This is a genomic window from Achromobacter veterisilvae, from assembly GCF_037619525.1.
GTDB classification, from domain to species: Bacteria; Pseudomonadota; Gammaproteobacteria; order Burkholderiales; family Burkholderiaceae_B; genus Achromobacter; species Achromobacter veterisilvae.
The window spans coordinates 2,852,303-2,872,062 of sequence record NZ_CP148753.1; the positions used below are offsets into that span (position 1 = coordinate 2,852,303).

Annotated in this window: 15 protein-coding genes and 3 tRNA genes; 12 read left to right on the top strand and 6 right to left on the bottom strand. The window is 65.4% G+C overall.

Features of this window, described 5'->3' with window-relative positions; all coding sequences use genetic code 11:
• Positions 1-38 precede the first annotated feature (38 nt).
• The 4 genes from WHX56_RS13140 to WHX56_RS13155 form a co-directional block, all read right to left on the bottom strand.
• Complete coding sequence (locus tag WHX56_RS13140) at positions 39-1,367, bottom strand: ATP-binding protein (protein ID WP_338881425.1); 1,329 nt, start codon at positions 1,365-1,367, stop codon at positions 39-41.
• Complete coding sequence (locus tag WHX56_RS13145) at positions 1,364-2,023, bottom strand: response regulator (RefSeq protein ID WP_338881426.1); 660 nt, start codon at positions 2,021-2,023, stop codon at positions 1,364-1,366. Before WHX56_RS13145 ends, WHX56_RS13140 begins: the two co-directional genes overlap by 4 nt.
• Before the next feature lie 767 nt (positions 2,024-2,790).
• Positions 2,791-3,354: a restriction endonuclease gene (locus tag WHX56_RS13150; RefSeq protein ID WP_338881427.1), complete on the bottom strand. Its 564-nt coding sequence runs from the start codon at positions 3,352-3,354 to the stop codon at positions 2,791-2,793.
• Positions 3,351-3,587 carry a helix-turn-helix domain-containing protein gene (locus WHX56_RS13155; RefSeq protein ID WP_129246184.1) on the bottom strand — a complete coding sequence of 79 codons (237 nt, stop codon included), beginning with the start codon at positions 3,585-3,587 and terminating at the stop codon, positions 3,351-3,353. Before WHX56_RS13155 ends, WHX56_RS13150 begins: the two co-directional genes overlap by 4 nt.
• Before the next feature lie 58 nt (positions 3,588-3,645).
• Between WHX56_RS13155 and WHX56_RS13160 the strand changes: the two genes are divergently transcribed.
• Entirely contained in the window at positions 3,646-4,635 is a 990-nt protein-coding gene (locus tag WHX56_RS13160; protein ID WP_129246182.1) for a DNA-methyltransferase, read from the top strand.
• Positions 4,636-4,737: 102 nt separating this feature from the next.
• Here WHX56_RS13160 and WHX56_RS13165 read toward each other — a convergent pair.
• Positions 4,738-4,813 (bottom strand) — tRNA-Thr (locus WHX56_RS13165).
• Between the two features lie 376 nt (positions 4,814-5,189).
• Here WHX56_RS13165 and WHX56_RS13170 point away from each other — a divergent pair.
• From WHX56_RS13170 to WHX56_RS13180, 3 genes are all read left to right on the top strand, one after another.
• Positions 5,190-5,265: transfer RNA gene (locus tag WHX56_RS13170), tRNA-Asn, on the top strand.
• Between the two features lie 92 nt (positions 5,266-5,357).
• Complete coding sequence (locus WHX56_RS13175) at positions 5,358-6,374, top strand: GTP-binding protein (protein WP_338881428.1); 1,017 nt, start codon at positions 5,358-5,360, stop codon at positions 6,372-6,374.
• A gap of 90 nt (positions 6,375-6,464) precedes the next feature.
• Positions 6,465-7,370, top strand: a complete 906-nt coding sequence (locus tag WHX56_RS13180) for a LysR family transcriptional regulator (protein WP_338881429.1) — start codon at positions 6,465-6,467, stop codon at positions 7,368-7,370.
• A gap of 658 nt (positions 7,371-8,028) precedes the next feature.
• On the opposite strand, the gene WHX56_RS13185 is transcribed toward WHX56_RS13180, so the two are convergent.
• A tRNA-Met gene (locus WHX56_RS13185) sits at positions 8,029-8,105 on the bottom strand.
• Positions 8,106-8,166: 61 nt separating this feature from the next.
• Between WHX56_RS13185 and scpB the strand changes: the two genes are divergently transcribed.
• The 8 genes from scpB to typA all read left to right on the top strand — a co-directional run bounded on the left by scpB (position 8,167) and on the right by typA (position 19,719).
• Positions 8,167-9,375 (top strand): SMC-Scp complex subunit ScpB, encoded by a 1,209-nt coding sequence (scpB, locus tag WHX56_RS13190; protein WP_287751829.1) that lies wholly within the window; start codon positions 8,167-8,169, stop codon positions 9,373-9,375.
• A gap of 35 nt (positions 9,376-9,410) precedes the next feature.
• Positions 9,411-11,195 carry a 23S rRNA pseudouridine(2605) synthase RluB gene (gene rluB, locus WHX56_RS13195; RefSeq protein WP_338881430.1) on the top strand — a complete coding sequence of 595 codons (1,785 nt, stop codon included), beginning with the start codon at positions 9,411-9,413 and terminating at the stop codon, positions 11,193-11,195.
• Positions 11,196-11,558: 363 nt separating this feature from the next.
• Positions 11,559-12,065 carry a ribosome maturation factor RimP gene (gene rimP, locus WHX56_RS13200; RefSeq protein ID WP_287752540.1) on the top strand — a complete coding sequence of 169 codons (507 nt, stop codon included), beginning with the start codon at positions 11,559-11,561 and terminating at the stop codon, positions 12,063-12,065.
• Positions 12,062-13,540: a transcription termination factor NusA gene (nusA, locus tag WHX56_RS13205; protein ID WP_129242641.1), complete on the top strand. Its 1,479-nt coding sequence runs from the start codon at positions 12,062-12,064 to the stop codon at positions 13,538-13,540. The genes rimP and nusA overlap by 4 nt, the downstream gene beginning before the upstream one ends.
• Positions 13,541-13,636: 96 nt before the next feature.
• Positions 13,637-16,684 carry a translation initiation factor IF-2 gene (infB, locus tag WHX56_RS13210; protein WP_338881431.1) on the top strand — a complete coding sequence of 1,016 codons (3,048 nt, stop codon included), beginning with the start codon at positions 13,637-13,639 and terminating at the stop codon, positions 16,682-16,684.
• A 23-nt stretch (positions 16,685-16,707) separates the two neighbouring features.
• Complete coding sequence (gene rbfA / locus WHX56_RS13215) at positions 16,708-17,109, top strand: 30S ribosome-binding factor RbfA (protein ID WP_102774817.1); 402 nt, start codon at positions 16,708-16,710, stop codon at positions 17,107-17,109.
• 38 nt (positions 17,110-17,147) lie between these two features.
• Positions 17,148-17,879, top strand: coding sequence for a tRNA pseudouridine(55) synthase TruB (truB, locus tag WHX56_RS13220; RefSeq protein ID WP_287752538.1), 732 nt, complete (start codon positions 17,148-17,150; stop codon positions 17,877-17,879).
• A 16-nt stretch (positions 17,880-17,895) separates the two neighbouring features.
• The gene (typA, locus tag WHX56_RS13225; protein WP_287752537.1) at positions 17,896-19,719 is read left to right on the top strand and encodes a translational GTPase TypA; all 1,824 of its coding nucleotides are present in this window, start codon (positions 17,896-17,898) and stop codon (positions 19,717-19,719) included.
• The last annotated feature ends 41 nt before the right edge of the window (positions 19,720-19,760 follow it).

The window sequence follows — 19,760 nt, forward strand, 5'->3', positions numbered from 1 at the left end:
ACATGGCGCTATGTTCGGGCCTGACACTTAGGGGAAACTTAAGCGGGAAAAACCACCTTCACGCGCAGGCCCTGGCCCGACGGCGCGTCTTGCAGCTCGATCGTCGCGCCGTGCCGGGTGGCGATGGCGCGCGCGATCGCCAGCCCCAGGCCGCTGCCGGGCTGGGTATTGCCCTCGACGCGGTAGAAGCGGTCGAACACGCGTTCGCGTTCCTCCGGCGCGATGCCGGGGCCTTCGTCGTCGATCAGCAGCGTGGCCTGCCCGGGCGCCTGTTCCAGCCGCAGGCGGATCCGCTTGCCGGCGGGCGTGTGCTTGACCGCGTTGTCCAGCAGGTTGCGGGCCAGCAGCGCCAGCGCGTCCCGGTGGCCGTGCACCCAGGCCTGCGGCGCGCCGTCCAGGTCCACGGCGATCGATTTCGCGTTGGCCTGGGGCAGCGTCTCGGACAGCGACTGCCGCAGCACGTCCGCCAGGTCCACGGGCTCGGCGGGCGCCTGGTCGGCCGCGCCTTCATGGCGCGCCATGGACAGCAGTTGCTCCACCAGGCGCGTGGCGCGGTCGATGCCGGCGGCCAGGCGCTGCTCGGCCAGCCGGCGCCCGTCCGCGTCGCCCGCGCGCTGCAGGGCCTGCAGTTGCAGGCGCAGCGCGGCAAGCGGGGACCGGAGTTCGTGCGCGGCATCGCCCACGAATTGCCTTTGCCGCGCGAAGGCGCCGCGCATGCGCTCCAGCAGCAGGTTCAGTTCCAGGACCAGCGGCCGGATTTCATCGGGCAGCCCCTGCACGCTGACGGGCGAGAGATCCTCGGGCTGCCGCGCCGCCACCTGCGCGCGTGCCCGTTTCACCGGCCGCAGCGACCAACTGACCACGCACCAGACGATCAGCATCAGCAGCGGGGCGGCGGCCGCGATCGGCGCGACGGTGCGCAGCGCCAGCGAGCGCGCCATGTTCTTGCGCACGTCCATGTCCTGGGCGACCTGGATCACCTGGAAGGGCGTGGCCAGGGAATACACGCGATACGTGCTGCCTTCCATCCTGGCGTCGGAGAATCCCAGGACGATCTGGTCGGGCAGCGGGCGGCGCGAGCGCGAATTGAAAACCCGCACGCCGTCTGGCGTCCAGATCTGGATGATGAGGTCGTCGGCCACCGGCGAGCCCGCGCCGCGCGCATGGCGCGGCCCCGCGCTGAGCAGCCCGTCGCCGGTGCCCAGCGACAGCGCGGTGCGCTGCAGCAGCGAATCGAAAATGTCGTCGGCCTGCGCCAGCGTGCTGCGATAGGCGATCGCGCCCTGCACCAGCGCGCCGACCACGATGGCGGCCAGCAGGAAGAAAAGCAGCCGGGCCCTCAGCGAATAGCTAAGCGGAATGCTCATGTTTTGGGGATGACATAGCCGACGCCTCTGACGTTCTGGATCAGGTTCGGACCCAGTTTCTTGCGCAGGCCATGAATATAAACCTCAACCGCGTTGCTGCTGACGCTGTCTTTCCAGCTATACAGTTTTTCTTCCAGTTGGGCCCGCGAGAAGATCATGCCGGGGCGCGCGATCAGCGGCTCCAGCACGGCCCATTCGCGGGCGGTCAGCGTCACGGGGGCGCCGTCCACCATGGCGGCATGGGACTGCGGGTCGATGGTGATGCCCTCGTGCTCGAACACGGGTTCGGCGCGGCCCGCGCTGCGCCGGATCAGCGCGCGCATGCGCGCCAGCAATTCGTCCACGTCGTAGGGCTTGACGATGTAGTCGTCGGCGCCGGCGTCCAGCCCGGCGACGCGGTCGCTGACCGCGTCGCGCGCGGTGGCGATCAGCACCGGCGTGCGGTCCTTGCGTCCGCGCAGGTCGCGCAGCAGCGCGAGCCCGTCGCGCCTGGGCAGGCCCAGGTCCAGGAGAACCAGGTCGTAGGCGTCGGTGCGCAGCGCGAGATCCGCGGCGTTGCCGTCCTTGACCCAATCGACGGCATAGTGCTCCGCGCGCAGGCAGTCCAGGACGCTTTCGCCGATCATGATGTCGTCTTCGACTAGGAGAATGCGCATGGCGGTGTCCGCAGGGATGGTCCGGCAAGTTGGACGCGCGGCGGCGGGCGGGAGTTCCCGCGGCGGGCGCGGGCAGGGGCGGAAATGAAAAAGCAGCCCGAGGGGCTGCTTTTGGAATTCTGGTGCCGGCAATAGGAGTCGAACCTACGACCTTCGCATTACGAATCGGGCCGTGCGTATCTTGCCATGATTTGGAATCAGACGCTCTGGGGCCGCTTACAACCAGAAAAATGCATGACTTAATGGCGTTTACCGGGTCCGCACGGTACGCCTGAACACAGCATCTTGTGGTCAGAAAGCGTGTTCGTGCCGTGGCCCACCAACAAGGAGCTGCTTCTATGTTCAGTCCCTAGTTAACGGCAAGCAGGTCCGCACGAAGCTCGGCGACCGCCCGGCGCTCGACGCCAAGCAGGCACGCCGACAGGCTCAAGGCGTGGGGCGAGGCCGTTCTGAAGCGGCCCCGTCCGGCGCGACCTGCACCTGTTCATGATCCTCACGGGGATGCGCCGTACGTCCACCTGCGAGTCGCCGCCGCCGAAGTTGCACAGGTCAACGTCCACGACCACTACGTTGGCGGGCAGGCGCACGCCCAGGTTCAGCCCCCCGACTTCGGGGGGGGGGGTAGGTGAGGCGAAGGAGCGCGGCCGCCTCCTGGGCGGTGGCGAGCGCGCCGTCGAGGAGGGCGTGCAGCTAGGCGAGCTGCTCGGTATCGGGGCCGACGCATCCCGGATGCGGCACGGGCCGCCTGGTGAGTTCGTGCGGCTATCCTAGACTTCGTCTGGTTCGAAGCCCGCCGCATCCGGCGGGGTCGGCTGCACTTGGCGACGGGCCGACAGGTCGGGAGTCTCCCCGTGCAGGAGCTTACCGTTCTCGATCACGTATTTGACGGGGATTTTCGGGTTATTGATGTCCTTATTCCCATCCGCGTGCCACTTTTCCTCCCACTTCTGGAAATAGAACTCGAGGTTCTCGGGCTCCAAGATGTACACGGCCTGGAGCGCGATATGGCGATAGATGGCGAAAACCCACGGAACCTGCCGATATTTAGCGATAATGACGGGGTTCATGTGGTGGTGGGTCGAGAAGCCCTTGGTCAGCTCGATGTTGACCGACTTCAGTTCGTACTCGCGCCCGTCGGCATCCACGGCATCATTACCCTCACGGCCGGGAATGATGCGGAGGCCGAGCAGGAGAAGGACCTGGAGCAGCTTGCCTCCGTTGTCCTGGAAGATGTCATCGATGCCATGCTTGGTTGCCAGTCGCTGGTATTCCTCGACAGAGGGCCATGCGGCTTGTAGGCGTTGGTAGTCTTCGTGCGGCTTGAGCGTCATTGGTTTGGTTTCTCCAGCAGTGAAGCGGGAGACACGTTCAGAGCAATGGCAAGCCGGTCGATGTTGTCGATGGAGATGTTTCGTTCACCACGCTCCACCGACCCGACGTAGGTGCGATGAAGTCCCGCCGCATCGGCCAGGGCCTCCTGCGACAAACCAAGTTGCTCCCGCATCCTCCGTAGGTTCAAAGCGACATATCGCCTCGATGCGGAGGAATTCTGTTTTTTCTCCATACGCGGGATAATCAACACATGATGACGATGAATCTACAGACTATGAGTAGCACACAACATGATTGACGCTTTTTCTCCGGCCTACTTCACCCAAAAGGGGGGAACCTACGTCGGCGACTCTCGCGAGCTCCTGGCCGCGCTTCCCGACAACAGCGTCAACCTAGTGATGACGAGCCCCCCTTTCGCTCTGCAACGGCAGAAGGAGTACGGGAACCTCGATCAGCACGAATACATCGACTGGTTTCTTGAGTTCGCGAAGCTAGTGCACCAGAAGCTAAAGGATGACGGGAGCTTCGTCGTGGACTTCGGTGGGGCCTACATGAAGGGAGTGCCCGCCCGCAGCCTTTACAACTTCCGCGTGATGATCCGCATGGTGGACGAGTTGGAATTCTTCTTGGCGGAAGACTTCTACTGGTTCAATCCTTCCAAGCTGCCGAGCCCGATCGAGTGGGTGAATAAACGGAAGCTGCGGGCGAAGGACTCGGTCAATACGGTGTGGTGGTTCAGCAAAACCGAGTGGCCTAAGTCTGACATCACCAAGGTTCTCGCGCCGTACAGCGATCGCATGAAGAAGCTGATCGAGGACCCGGATAAGTTCTACACGCCGAAAGTCCGGCCTTCGGGGCATGACATAGGCAAAGGCTTTGCAAAGGACAACGGGGGAGCGATCCCGCCCAATCTCCTGCAAATCTCGAACTCAGAGTCCAACGGGCAATACCTATCGGGCTGCAAGGCCGTCGGCATCAAGGGGCATCCGGCACGCTTCCCCGCGAAGCTGCCCGAGTTCTTCATCCGCATGTTGACTGATCCCGACGACCTCGTCGTGGACATCTTCGGCGGCTCGAACACCACGGGCCAGGTGGCAGAGGTGGAAGGGCGCCGCTGGATGACGTTCGAAGCCCTGCCTGAGTACGTGGGGGCCTCCGCCTTCCGGTTCCTCGACAAGGGCATGACGCCGGAAGCGATGAAAGAGCTCTATGAGCGGATCGTTGCGGGAGAGTCCATACCTCTGGACGAATACCGCCAGCAGTCCGTCCTGACGCTGTGATACCGTTGATACAGTGAAAAGAGCCGCATGACAGCGGCTCTTTTCATTCCCCATATGCAAAGCAAAAAGGGCCACCCGTTTGGGTGGCCCTTCTCACTTTTTTGGTGCCGCTTGCCGGATTCGAACTGGCGACCTTTTCATTACGAATGAACTGCTCTACCAACTGAGCTAAAGCGGCGAAACCTAAAACTCTAAACCGTGTCCGTACTATCTTGCCATCGGACCGCTGGCGGCCCGAAAGCCTTGTCGTGCTTACCTCGGGGGCCTCGCATCATAGCAATCGCGTTGCGATTACGAATGCGCTGCTCTACCAACTGAGCTATGCCGGCAAGACCATTTGCTTCGTTCCTGGCGATGCCCGAAACGGGGAAGCAAAACATCTTCGTTTTCTTGCTTTTTTCTTTCTCGTGCCCTTGTTTTTGGGGGGCGATCTGGAAAGACCGAAATCATATCAGAGTTTTTTGCCGATGTGAAACCGGGCGGACGAAAAATGCAAAAAAAGTGCGAACTTGCACGAGCCAAAAATTTCGTTCATAATCTCGTTTCTTAGCAGTTCCCCGATAGCTCAGTCGGTAGAGCGACGGACTGTTAATCCGCAGGTCGCTGGTTCGAGCCCAGCTCGGGGAGCCAAAGAATTCAGGGCCATTCACGCAAGTGAATGGCCCTTTTGGTTTTCGCCGCTTCGTGGCCGGAGCCGGGGCAGGGCCCATCGGAGGGTTCGTATGAAAGACGACAAGCAGGATGGCGACAAGCGCATCGGCGTAACGGTGATTTCCGGGTTCCTGGGCAGCGGCAAGACTACGCTTCTGAATCGCCTGCTGCGCGATCCCGCCTATGCCGACGCGGTCGTGATCGTCAATGAGTACGGCGACGTGGGCGTCGACCATCATCTGGTCCGGCAGGCGCGGGACAACGTCGTGCTGGTCGAGGGCGGATGCCTGTGCTGCGCGGTCAGCGGCGCGGTGGTGGATGCCTTGCGCGACCTGTTCATGCTGGCGCTTGGCCGCCGGATCAAGCCGTTTCGCCGCGTGCTGATCGAAACCAGCGGGCTGGCGGATCCCGCGCCCATCCTGTTCACGCTCAAGCACGACCGTTTCCTGTCCGAACGCTACGCGTACCGGGGGGCGATCGTTCTGGTGGACGCGCGCCATGGCGCGGAGCAACTGGCCGCGCAGCCCGAAGCGTCGCGGCAACTGGCTTTGGCGGACGCCGTGGTGTTCAGCAAATCGGACCTGGCCGACGCCGGGCAATTGCGCCGTGCCGAGCAGGCCGTCGTTGCCGTCAATCCTGGCGCGCAGCGCTGCGTGCAGCGGCTCGACGCGCCCCTGGCCGGCGTGCTGCGGGACGGGCCCGGTGCGCGCGCCCGGCGCGACGGCGCCGCGCTTTCGAATTGGCTGCGGCCCTTTTCCGCGACGCCGCCGGGCGGCCATGCGGAGGTGGCCAGCTTTTCGCTGGTCCTGGAAGCGCCCGTGGGCCGGGCGGCCTTTCTTGCCGGGATCTCGCGGATCCAGGAACGTTTCGGGTCGGGCCTGCTGCGGATGAAGGGGCTGGTGCGCTTCGAGGGCGAAGCCCTGCCGTGCGAGGTGCATGGCGTGCATGGCGAACTCTATCCGATCCTCACCCTGGCCCAATGGCCCGACGACGATCGCTCGTCGCGGCTGGTCTGCATCCTGCGCGGGCTGGATGGCGGCGAGGTCCGGGACGCTATTTGCGAGGCGCTGGGCCAACTGTCCGCCTGACCGTTGCCGGGGCGCTTCCTGATTTCCGATGTCGGTGTTGCACGGAAATACGGTATAACCGATCGGTCTGGTGCAAGAATCGAGACAATCATGGATCGTCTGAAAGCCATGCAGGTGTTCGTCGAGGTCGCCGACAGGGGCAGCCTGTCGGCGGCGGCGGTGCATCTGGACATGTCGCGCGCCATGGTGTCGCGCTATCTGGCGGAAATGGAGCAGTGGATCGGCGTGCGCTTGCTGCACCGCACGACGCGCCGCCTCAGCCTGACTCCGGCCGGCGCCGAGACATTGCCGCGGTGCCGGCAGATGCTGGACATGGTGGGGGACCTGCGCAGCGCGGTCGCCACGCCCGAAGATACGCCGCGCGGCCTGTTGCGCATCACCACCAGCATGTCGTTCGGTTCCCGGCACCTGGCCAGCGCCATCACCGAGTACGTCAAGCGGCATCCGGGCACGTCGGTGGACCTGATGCTGGTCGATCGCGCCGTCAACCTGGTGGAAGAACGCGTCGATCTGGCCGTGCGCATCACCAATGACCTGGATCCCAACCTGATCGCGCGCAAGCTGGCGGTTTGCCGTTCGGTGGTCTGCGCCTCGCCGGAATACCTGGAGCGCGAAGGCGTGCCGGCGCGAATCGAGGACCTGTCCCTGCGCAATTGCCTGACCCATTCGTATTTCGGCAAGAGCTTGTGGCGTTTCGAGCGCGACGGCGAACCCGTGGACGTGCCGGTAAGCGGCAACATCAGCGCGAACGAGGTGTCCGTCCTGGCGCGGGCTGCCCTGGAAGGCGCGGGCATAGCCATGCTGCCGACCTACTATGCCGCCGAAGATGTGGCGGCCGGCCGCCTGCGGGCCATCCTGACCCACAGCAAGCCCCAGGAACTGGGCATCTACGGCATTTATGCCTCGCGCCGGCAGATGCCGCTGATCCTGCGTTCCATGCTGGATTTCCTGGTGGAGCGATTGGAATCCACGCCGTGGGACAAGCCCGCCGCGTAACTGCCCGCCCCCGGGCGGCGGGGCGGGCGCTTGAGGGCGGAGTAGTTGACGGTATAATTTGGCGACGGCTTGAACGGGCCTGGCGCGGTTGGCCGGGCTGGAAAACATCTAAGAATCGTAGTTCGGCTCGGGAATGAGCCGCGGCATCGCGGAACCGGTTTCCGGATGCACGAGGGGAGGCGCATCGGGCTTTTCGGATTGTGGCGGTTCGCCCGCCGCGCCGCAGCGTCCATTGCCTGGCGATTCAGGTCCTTGATATCGATTGCCGCGAAAGGCGGCGCCGGGTTGCCGGCGTGCTTCGCAGGCTTGTTGGCAATTTGTGCCAGCTTTTCCGGAATTTGCTTAAGGTGTTCGCCGCGCACGGTCGCGGCGGGCATTCCGCCCAGGCTCGATCGCGCGGCCGTTTCGGCGCACGGCCGGGGCGGGTGGCGGTAAACACAGGAATCCATGAGAACTTCGCAAACCAACGCTGTCTGTTGCTGGCCCGCCATCGAGGCGGTGCGCCTGGCGGCGGCTGCGGGTTTGCGTGCGGGCTGTGTGCGGGTTTGTGCGTGGGTCTGTGCTTGGACCTGCGCGTGGGTTCGTGTACGGGTTTTTGTGCGTACACGGGCCGCGCAAATGAAAAAGGCCCGGCGAATTCGCCAGGCCTCGATCAATTTGGTTGCGGGGGCAGGATTTGAACCTACGACCTTCGGGTTATGAGCCCGACGAGCTGCCAGACTGCTCCACCCCGCGTCTGAGAAATGAATAGTAGCCTTATTTCCAACCCGGCGCAAGTTAGCCCTTTTGAATTTGAATGTCGATGAACGATAGCGAGGCAATAATCGTGCTGGAAACCGCGCTTCTGTGCGCGGCGCAGCCGATGCAACTGTCCGAAATGCGCAAGCTATTCGGGGACGATGAGCAATTCGACAATAGCGTGCTGCGCGCGCTGCTGGAGACGCTTCAGAACAACTGGGCCGATGGGGGCCTGGAGCTGGTGCAACTGGCGACGGGATGGCGCTTCCAGAGCCGTCCGCGCATGCAGCGCTACCTTGAAAGGCTCAACCCCGAGAAGCCGCCCAAGTATTCCCGCGCCGTGATGGAAACGCTTGCCATCGTGGCCTGGCGCCAGCCGGTGACCCGGGGCGACATCGAAGACATCCGCGGCGTGACCGTGTCTTCGCAGATCGTGAAGGCCCTGGAAGACCGGGGCTGGATCGAGGTCATCGGCCACCGCGACGCGCCCGGGCGTCCCGCCCTGTTCGGCACGACGCGCCAGTTCCTCGACGATCTGGGCCTGCGCGCGCTGGACGAACTGCCCGCGCTGGAGTCCGCGCAAGCGGCCGCGGCGCTTGCCGGCCTGGACCTGGGCGAAGTCCAGCAGGTGATGGGCGAGGCGCCGGTGGAAGAGGGCGCCGAGGCCGGCGGCGACGCCGCGCCCGAAGGCGAATCCGCGGCCGGCGGCGATGAAGAGGCCGACGCGGACGCTGGCGGCGGGGGCGAGGCCCTTGCCGAAACCGCCGAAGGAGAGGCGCCGGCAGCGGCTATTCCGGTTGCGGAATTGTCTGTTTCGGAACACGATATACCCATAGACCCGGCCGATAGCGTAGAATTCGCTGCTTCGCGCACAGAAGAAGGCGCGGATCCCGCAGACGAATCCACCGTCCGGGAGCAAGCCGAAGGCTTGTCCGATACGCCAGCCATGCCCGGTTTTCCCGACGGCGAGGCTGGCAGCGACATTTCCAATATGGCCGCCGACGCCCCAGAGGCCGGTGCTGCAAAGGAAAGCGTCGAGAACGCAAAACACGCGGAACCGACCGACCCGATTGACGAGACCGATACCGCGGCGCCTGCCGCTGCCGGGCATGAGCCCGCTTCCGGTCTTGCCGATCCTGTTCGGCCTGGCCCGGATGCCGCCTCCCCGGAATCGGACGAGGCAGGCCCCGAGCGGCCCGAGGCCGACCGAGAGCCGGTATCCCCAGATGATGACGAGCCTGCCCCCGGCAGGCCCCCCCAAGTTTGAAATTCGGAGCTGTCCCAGTGACAACGAATACAACAATGCAGGACGACGATCCCCGTTCGGATGATGCCGTTTCGAGCGGCCAGCCGGAATCTTCCGCGGCGCGCGAGCCCGCGGCCGAAGGCGAGGCCGGCGCGCGCGGGCGCGGCCGCAAGCTGAGAACGCCTTTCCGCCGCCGCCGCGGCGACGCTTCGGTCGAGCAGGCGCCCGCCGGTGATGCGCAGCCCGCCGCGGCCGAGGCCGCAGCCCCGGTCGAGTCCCCGGATTCCCGCGGCAGCGAGCAGGAAGCCGAGCAGGCCCTGGCGTACCTGGATACGGCGGACCGCATGGAGCAGCGGCTGGGCAAGTACCTGAACAGCGAAGCGGTCATGCCCAAGCTGCACAAGGTGCTGGCGGACGCGGGCATCGGATCGCGGCGCGAAATGGAAGAACTGATCGTCGCGGGCCGCGTGTCGGTCAACGGCGAACCGGCGCACATCGGCCAGCGCGTGGCGCCCAACGACCAGGTCCGCGTCAACGGCAAGCCCATCGTGCGGACGAACACCAAGAAGCCGCCGCGCGTGATCCTCTATCACAAGCCCGCGGGCGAGATCGTCAGCCACGACGACCCGGGCGGCCGCGCGAGCGTCTTCGCGCGCCTGCCCAAGCTGCGCACCGGCAAGTGGCTGTCGGTCGGCCGCCTGGACCTGAACACCGAAGGCCTGCTGATCTTCACGACCTCCGGCGACATGGCCAACCGCATCATGCATCCGCGCTACGGCACGGAGCGCGAGTACGCCGTCCGGGTGCTGGGCGAGATGGACGAGGCGCAGCGCCAGTCCCTGGTCGATGGCATCGAACTGGACGACGGCCTGGCCGCGTTCGGTTCCCTGGACTACCTGGGCGGCGACGGCAGCAACCGCTGGTACCGCGTCACCCTGCAGGAAGGCCGCAACCGTGAAGTCCGCCGCATGTTCGAGGCGGTGGGCGTCACGGTCAGCCGGCTGATCCGCACGCGCTTCGGCGATATCGTCCTGCCCCGCACGCTGCGCCGCGGCCGCTGGGACGAACTGGATCCTTCGCTGGTCACCGCGCTGATGGTCCAGCTTGGACTGTTGCGCGAAGACGACGATTCCGGCGGCAACCGCCGCCGCTCGAAGCAGCCCCAATCCCATGACAGCGCCTTGCCTCCGGGCTTCGGCACGATGGACCGCAACGGCATGAACGGCGCCCGCATCGGCCGCCGCGGCAAGCTGCAAGGCGGCCGTCAGGGCAGCGCGGGCCAGGCGGCGGCGTGTCCGTCCGATCCTTTCGGAACCGGCCTGATGATCGCGGGCGGTTATGCCAATGGCCATCCGCTCGCCGGAGAAGGCGGAAACCGCAAGAGCGGCGGCAAGCCCGCCGGCGGACGTCCGTCGGCCGCGGGCGGCAAGGCGGGCGGCCGGCCGGGGGGTAAATCCGGCGGCAAGGGGCAAGGGCAGGGGCGCGGTCCGCGCGCCGCGTCGGCCGGCGGCCCCTCGGGCAACGCCGCGTCCGGCAATGTCGCGGAGGCGCCGGCCGGCGCCGGCCGCAAGGCCGCCGGCGGTAAATCGGGCAGCGGCAAGCCGGCGGGTCCGCGCGGCGGCAATGCCGGCCGCGCTGGCAAGCCGGCCGCGGGCGGCCGCGGCGGAAACAAGGCCGAAGGCGCGCGCTCCGGCGGCAACAAGGGGCCGGGCGCTGGCGGCAAGCCGCGGGCGCAACGCAGCGGCGCCGCGCCGCGGGGCGACGATTGGCAGCCGCGGGGCGCTTCGGCTCACGAGTCCCGCCTTGGCGTGATGGGTGGGCGCAGCCACCGGGGACGTTGAGGCCCGCGGGCGGCGCGCTGGCCGCGCCGCCGGGGGCGATGTGTCCCATATAAACGTAAGCCCGTGACGAATCAGGCGTTTTTCCAGTTTATCTGGTAAAATCAATGGTTTTCATGGCTTCGCGTCTTTGCCTGTGCTTTGGCTGCATGGGCGGTTTGATCGACGAAGCCGCCGCATTGCGCTTTCCTGGAAAGCGGCGGGACAGCGCCGGCGATGCAGACGGCGGCGGACCGGGCGGCGCAAGCCAAAATTTAGGTCGCAATATAGGGCACTGCCCGGCATTGCTCCTTACGTGCAGTAGGGTAGCGGCTGGGCGCTGTGCAATACGGTGGGCTGGGCGTGCAGCCCATTTTTTTTGAGTATATGGCTGATTTATTCGCATTGACCAAAGAGGCTCTGGCCGGCATGGACGTCGAACTCGTGGACGTCGAGCGTGCCGCCCTGGGCCTTTTGCGCGTCACGATCGATCGGGTCGGCGGTGTGCGCATCGAAGACTGTGAGCAGGTGTCCCGCCAATTGTCGCGGGTGTTTGAAGTCGAGAACATCGATTACAAGCGGCTGGAAGTCGGTTCGCCGGGCGTGGACCGCCCGCTGCGCAACGAGGCCGATTTCCGCCGTTTCGCAGGCGAGCGCATCGAAATCAAGCTGCGCGAGGCATTGGACGGACGCAAGGTCTTTTCCGGCACGTTGACCGTGCCCGAAGACGACGGCGCCGCGGCCTCCGACGCGGCTGCTGGGGTGCACAAGACCGTGTTCGGTCTCGAATTTGAGGCAAAAAAGAACGAAGTCCAGGTGTTGAATTTCACGGTCGAAGACATCGAACGTGCAAAACTGGATCCCGTTCTGGATTTCAAGGGCAAAAAGCGATGAGTCGCGAAATTCTTCTGTTGGTCGATGCCTTGGCGCGTGAAAAGAACGTCACGCGCGACGTCGTGTTCGGCGCGCTGGAAAGCGCGCTGGCCTCGGCGATGAAAAAACGCTTCAAAGATGATGCGGACATCCGTGTCGCCATCGATAGGGAAACCGGCGATCACGAAGGTTTCCGCCGCTGGCTGGTCGTGCCCGACGAGGCGGGCCTGCAAGAACCCGACAAGCAGGAAATGCTGTCGGACGCGCAGGAAATCGTCCCCGGCATCCAGGAAGGCGAGTACATCGAAGAGCCGCTCGAACCCATCGAGTTCGGCCGCATCGGCGCGCAGGCGGCCAAGCAGGCCATCCTGCAGAAGATCCGCGACGCCGAGCGCGAACAGGTGCTGAACGACTTCCTGGAACGCGGCGAAACCATCGTGTCCGGCACCATCAAGCGCATGGACAAGGGCGACGCCATCATCGAGACCGGCAAGATCGAAGCGCGCCTGCCGCGTTCCGAGATGATCCCGAAGGAAAACCTCCGGGTGGCCGACCGCGTCCGCGCCTTTGTGTTGCGTGTCGACCACGCCGCGCGCGGCCAGCAGGTGATCCTGTCGCGCACCTCGCCCGAGTTCATCCGCCAGCTCTTCGAGAACGAAGTCCCCGAGATCGAGCAGGGTCTGCTGGAGATCAAGGCGGCCGCCCGCGACGCCGGGGTGCGTGCGAAGATCGCCGTGGTGGCATACGATAAGCGTATCGATCCGATCGGCACGTGCGTCGGCATGCGCGGTTCGCGCGTGACCGCGGTGCGCAACGAGCTGGGCGGCGAGCAGGTCGACATCGTGCTGTGGTCGGAAGACCCCGCGCAGTTCGTCATCGGCGCCCTGGCGCCGGCCAACGTCGAGTCCATCGTCGTCGACGAGGACAAGCACGCGATGGACGTCGTGGTGGACGAGGAAAACCTGCCCAAGGCCATCGGCGCCAAGGGTCAGAACGTCCGCCTGGCTTCCGAGCTGACGGGCTGGCAGATCAACATCATGACGCCGGAAGAAAGCCTGAACCGCCAGGAAGTCGAGCGTTCGGGCCTGCGCACCACGTTCATGAGCAAGCTGGACGTCGACGAAGAAGTCGCCGACATCCTGATCGATGAAGGTTTTACCGGTATCGAGGAAATCGCCTACGTTCCCATGCAGGAATTGCTGGAAATCGAGGCCTTTGACGAAGACACCATCAATGAATTGCGCGCCCGTGCCCGCAATGCGCTGCTGACCGAGGCGATTGCCCAGGAAGAGCGCCTTGAGACCGCACAGGATTTGCTTGAACTCGAAGGCATGACGCCCGAACTGGCTGCCAAGCTGGCCGAGCGTCAAGTGCATACGCGTGACGATCTGGCCGAATTGGCGACGGACGAACTGGCGGAAATCGCCGGCTTGACCGAGCAGGAAGCCAGCGACCTCATCATGCGTGCCCGTGCCCATTGGTTCGACGAAGAATAACCAAAAGGACACGGGTCTGCGGCGGGATGGATGCATTCCATTCTTCCGCAAGTTCACGTTGTTTGTAATAGCTGCCTATAGGGAAGAGAGAGCCTAATGTCGAGTAACACCGTCGCCCAGTTCGCTACCGAGCTGAAAATGCCTGCCAATGTGCTGCTGGATCAGCTGCGCTCGGCCGGCGTTGACCTCAAATCGGTGGACGATTCCGTCACCGACAGCGACAAGGCGAAATTGCTCGAATCGCTGCGCCGCGCCCACGGCGCAACCGAAGGCAAGAAGATCACCCTGACGCGCCGCCAGACCTCCGAGATCCGGCAGGCTGACGCCACCGGCCGCTCGCGCACGATCCAGGTCGAAGTGCGCAAGAAGCGCGTGTTCGTCAAGCGTGATCCCTCCGAAATCGCCCTGGAGCAGGCCGCCGCCGCGCGCGCCGAAGATGAAGCTTCCGCCGAAGAGGCTCAGCAGGTGTCCGCGCCGGCTGTTCCCGAGGCTCCCGCCGCGGCCGAGCTGCGCGAGGCCGCTCCCGTCCAGACGGAGGCCGCGGCCCCCGTCAAGGCGGAAGAGCCTGTTGCTGTAGAAGCGCCCGCGCCGGTAGAAGCGCCCGCGCCCGTTGAATCCGTCGCGGCCGAAGCGCCCGCCCCCGTCGAGGCGAAATCCGCCGAAGTCCAGGCCCAGCCTGAACCCGAACCGACGCCGGCGCTTGCTCCTGCCGAGCCCGTGGCCGAAGAGGCCAAGCCCGAAGTCAAGACTGAATCCACCGAGCCCAAGGCTGAAGAAGCCGGGTCGGAACCCGTTGTGCTAGCCAATAAGTCCGAACCATCCACCTCCCAGGCCGCCGCGCCTGTCGCCCAGGCTCAGCCTGCCGCGAAGTCCGAACCCGTCAAATCCGCCGCGAAGCCCGAGTCCGCCGCGCCCGCCGTCAAGGTTGGCAGCCGCGCGGACAACCGCCGCGCCGGCCCGCCTCTTGCCGCCTCCGCTACGTCGGCCGGCCGCGATGAGGCCCGCCGCGCCGCCGAGGCCGAAGCCGCCGCCCTGCGCGAGATGCTGAATCGCCCGCGCAAGGTGCTGCGCGCTCCCGAGCCGGAGGCGCCCGCCGCCGCCGCGCCGATTTCGGGCACGCTGCACAAGCCGGCCGGCAAGCCCGGCGCGACCCCCGGCGCGAAGAAGGACGCCAAGCCCGCCGCTCCCGGCAACAAGAAGACCATCAAGACGGCCGAAGTCGCTTCGACCTGGTCCGACGATGCTTCGCGCAAGAAGCCCGCTGACAAGCCGGCCGCTCCGGCCAGCCGCGACGGCTGGCGCGCGGGCGGCAAGGGCGGCAAGGGGGGCGGCCGAGGCGGCCGTCACCAGCAGAACGACCGCCGCAACGAGCCGGCGCCGCAGGAATTCATCGCGCGTGAAGTCCACGTGCCGGAAACCATCAGCGTGGCCGACCTGGCCCACAAGATGTCCGTCAAGGCCGCCGAAGTCATCAAGCAATTGATGAAGCTGGGCCAGATGGTCACCATCAACCAGGTCCTGGACCAGGAAACGGCCATGATCGTGGTCGAGGAACTGGGCCACGTCGCCATCGCCGCCAAGCTGGACGATCCGGAAGCCTTCCTGGACGAATCGGCCGCCGGCACCGAAGCCGAACAGTTGCCGCGCGCCCCGGTCGTGACCGTCATGGGCCACGTCGACCACGGCAAGACTTCGCTGCTGGACTACATCCGCCGCGCCAAGGTCGCCGCGGGCGAAGCCGGCGGCATTACGCAGCACATCGGCGCCTACCACGTCCAGACCGAACGCGGCATGGTCACGTTCCTGGACACCCCGGGCCACGAGGCGTTCACCGCCATGCGTGCCCGCGGCGCCAAGGCCACCGACATCGTCATCCTGGTCTGCGCGGCCGACGACGGCGTGATGCCGCAGACCCGCGAAGCCATCCACCACGCGAAGGCCGCTGGCGTTCCCATGGTCGTGGCGATGACCAAGATCGACAAGCCCAGCGCCAACCCCGACCGCGTCAAGCAGGAACTGGTCGCCGAGGAAGTGGTGCCGGAAGAATACGGCGGCGACGTGCCGTTCGTGTCCGTGTCGGCCAAGACCGGCGAGGGCATCGACGATCTGCTCGAAAACCTGCTGCTGCAGGCCGAAGTGCTGGAACTGAAGGCGCCGGTCGACGCGCCCGCCAAGGGCCTGGTCATCGAAGCCCGTCTCGACAAGGGCCGCGGCCCGGTCGCGACCATCCTGGTGCAAAGCGGCACGCTCAAGCGCGGCGACGTGGTGCTGGCCGGCGCGAGCTTCGGCCGCGTGCGCGCCATGCTCGACGAAAACGGCAAGCCCGTCCAGGAAGCCGGTCCGTCGATTCCGGTGGAAATCCAGGGCCTGACCGAAGTGCCGGCCGCCGGCGACGAACTGATGGTCTTGTCCGACGAGCGCAAGGCGCGCGAAATCGCGCTGTTCCGCCAGGGCAAGTTCCGCGACGTCAAGCTGGCCCGCCAGCAGGCCGCGAAGCTGGAGTCCATGTTCGACAACCTGGGCGAGGGCACGCAGACCCTGGCCCTGATCGTGAAGACCGACGTCCAGGGTTCGCAGGAAGCGCTGGTGCAGTCCCTGACCAAGCTGTCGACCGACGAAGTCCGCGTGCAGGTCGTGCACGCCGCCGTGGGCGGCATCTCGGAAAGCGACATTAACCTGGCCATCGCCTCGAACGCCGTCGTGATCGGCTTCAACGTCCGCGCCGAAGCCAGCGCCAAGAAGCTGGCCGAGAACAACGGCATCGACGTGCGCTACTACAACATCATCTACGACGCCGTGGACGAAGTGAAGGCAGCCATGTCGGGCATGCTGGCGCCCGAGAAGAAGGAAGAGGTCATCGGCCTGGTCGAGATCCGCGAGGTCTACAGCATTTCCCGCATCGGCAACATCGCCGGCTGCATGGTGCTCGACGGCATCGTGCGTCGCGATTCGCAGGTCCGCCTGCTGCGCAACAACGTGGTCCACTGGACCGGCCAGCTCGATTCGCTGCGCCGCTTCAAGGACGACGTCAAGGAAGTCAAGTCGGGCTTCGACTGCGGCCTTACGCTGCGCGGCAACAACGACATCCAGGTGGGCGACCAACTGGAAGTCTTTGAAATCAAGGAAATCGCGCGTACGCTGTAAGGCGTCGCGAGGCATTATTTCTAATGAGCCGTCACAAGTCCAAAGCCATCCCCGGCCGCAATCTGCGGCTGGCCGACCAGATCCAGAAGGATCTGGCCGGGATCATCCAGCGCGAGATCGACACGACCCGCGCTGGCTTGATCACGCTCTCTGGTGTGGAGCTGTCGACCGACTACGCGCACGCGAAGGTGTATTTCACGGTTTTGGGCGCCGAGCCCGAAGCCGCGACCGCGCTGCTGAACGAGAAGGCCGGCTGGCTGCATTCGCAGCTCTACAAGCTGTTGCACATTCACACTGTCCCCACTTTGCGTTTCATCCACGACGAGCAGATTGCCCGTGGCATCGAAATGTCGATCCTGATCGACCGCGCAAACCGGCCCGGCCCGCACTCGGGCGTGCCCGACGAACCTGAAGACCAGTCCTGATCGGGCTGTCGTCACTGCTTTACTACCGGATTCCGACGATGGCTAAACGACGCGGGCTTATGCTCGACGGTGTGCTGTTGCTCGACAAACCCGTGGGTCTGTCGAGCAACCATGCCCTGCAACGCGCCAAGCGCGCCATGGACGCGGCGAAAGCCGGCCATACGGGCACGCTGGATCCCTTCGCCACCGGGCTGCTGGTGTGCTGCATGGGGCGCGCGACGAAGATTTCGGGCGCCATGCTCAACGCCGACAAGGCCTATCGCGCTACGCTGCAATTCGGGTCGGAAACCGATTCCGGCGACCTGACCGGCAACGTGGTGTCCACGGCCGAGCCGGGCTTCGTGGTGGAGGAGCAGGCGCTGCGCGAAGCGCTGTCACGTTTCTCGGGCACGATCGAGCAGATTCCGCCGATGTATTCGGCGCTCAAGCGCGACGGCAAGCCCTTGTACGAGTACGCGCGCGCGGGCATCGAGCTTGAACGGCCGCCGCGCCAGATCACGATACACCGCATCGAACTGCTGTCCCTGAACGGGACGCAGGCAGAGATCGATGTGGCTTGCAGTAAAGGCACATACATCCGGACGCTGGCCCAGGACATCGGGCGCGTGCTGGGCTGTTACGCCCACCTGACGGCGCTGCGGCGCACGCACGTCGGGCCCTTTTCCCTGGAACGCGCCGTTGCGCTGGAAGCCTTGCAGGCCATGCCAGACCCCAAGCAGGCATTGCTTGCACTGAACGAATTGCCGGCGGGCTTGCTGCCCGCCACCTGACCTTAAAGGACTAGCTATGACTCGCGCCCTGCGCAACGTCGCCATCATCGCCCACGTCGACCACGGCAAAACGACCCTGGTCGACCAGTTGCTGCGCCAATCCGGCACCTTCCGCGAAAACCAGGCGCTGACCGAACGGGTCATGGACTCGAACGATCTGGAAAAAGAGCGCGGCATCACCATTCTGGCCAAGAACTGTGCCGTTGAATACCAAGGCACGCACATCAACATCATCGACACCCCGGGACACGCGGACTTCGGCGGCGAAGTCGAGCGCGTGCTGTCCATGGTCGACGGCGTGCTGCTGCTGGTGGACGCGGTCGAAGGCCCCATGCCCCAGACCATCTTCGTTACCCGCAAGGCGCTGGCCCTCGGCCTGAAGCCCATCGTCGTGGTCAACAAGGTGGACCGCCCGGGCGCCCGCACCGATTTCGTCATCAACGCCACCTTCGACCTGTTCGACAAGCTGGGCGCCACCGACGAGCAACTGGACTTCCCGGTGGTGTACGCCTCGGGCCTGTCGGGCTACGCGGGCCTGAGCGCCGACGTGCGCGAAGGCGACATGCGTCCCCTGTTCGAAGCCATCCTCGAACACGTGCCGCAGCGCGAAGACGACCCCAACGGTCCGCTGCAAATGCAGATCATCTCGCTCGACTACAACAGCTACGTCGGCAAGATCGGCGTGGGCCGCATCAACCGCGGCCGCATGCGCCCCGGCATGGAAGTGGCCTACAAGTTCGGTCCCGAGGGCCAGGGCGGCCGCGGCCGCATCAACCAGGTGCTGAAGTTCCACGGCCTGGAGCGCATCGTCGTGGACGAGGCCGAGGCCGGCGACATCGTGCTGGTCAACGGCATCGAGGAACTGGGCATCGGCTGCACCGTCACCGATACGGTCACGCAGGACGCGCTGCCGATGCTGCGCATCGACGAGCCCACCCTGACCATGAACTTCATGGTGAATACGTCGCCGCTGGCCGGCCGCGAAGGCAAGTTCGTGACCAGCCGCCAACTGCGCGACCGCCTGGACCGCGAACTGAAGTCCAACGTGGCGCTGCGAGTGCGCGACACGGGCGACGATACGGTGTTCGAAGTGTCGGGCCGCGGCGAACTGCACCTGACCATCCTGCTGGAAACGATGCGCCGCGAAGGCTACGAGCTGGCCGTGTCGCGCCCGCGCGTGGTGTTCAAGGACATCGACGGCGTGAAGTGCGAGCCGTTCGAATCGCTGACCGTCGACGTCGAGGACGCCCACCAGGGCGGCGTGATGGAAGAACTGGGCCGCCGCAAGGGCGATCTGCAGGACATGCAGCCGGACGGCCGCGGCCGCACCCGCCTGGAATACCTGATCCCCGCCCGCGGCCTGATCGGCTTCCAGAACGAGTTCCTGACGCTGACCCGCGGCACCGGCCTGATGAGCCACATCTTCCACGAATACGCGCCCATCAAGGAAGGCTCGATCGGCGAGCGCCGCAACGGCGTGCTGATCAGCCAGGACCACGGCGACGCCGTGGCCTACGCCCTCTGGAAGCTGCAGGATCGCGGCCGCATGTTCGTCAGCCCGGGCGATGCGCTGTACGAAGGCATGATCATCGGTATCCACAGCCGCGACAACGACCTGGTCGTGAACCCCATCAAGGGCAAGCAACTGACCAACGTGCGTGCCTCGGGCACCGACGAAGCCGTGCGCCTGGTTCCGCCGATCCAGATGTCGCTGGAATACGCCGTGGAATTCATCGACGACGACGAACTGGTGGAAATCACGCCCAAGTCGATCCGCCTGCGCAAGCGCTACCTGCTCGAAAACGAACGCAAGCGCGCCGCGCGCGAATCCGCCGTCTAAGCGGGTGGCGGGGCGCCGCCCCGCGTTGCCGCACAGCAAGA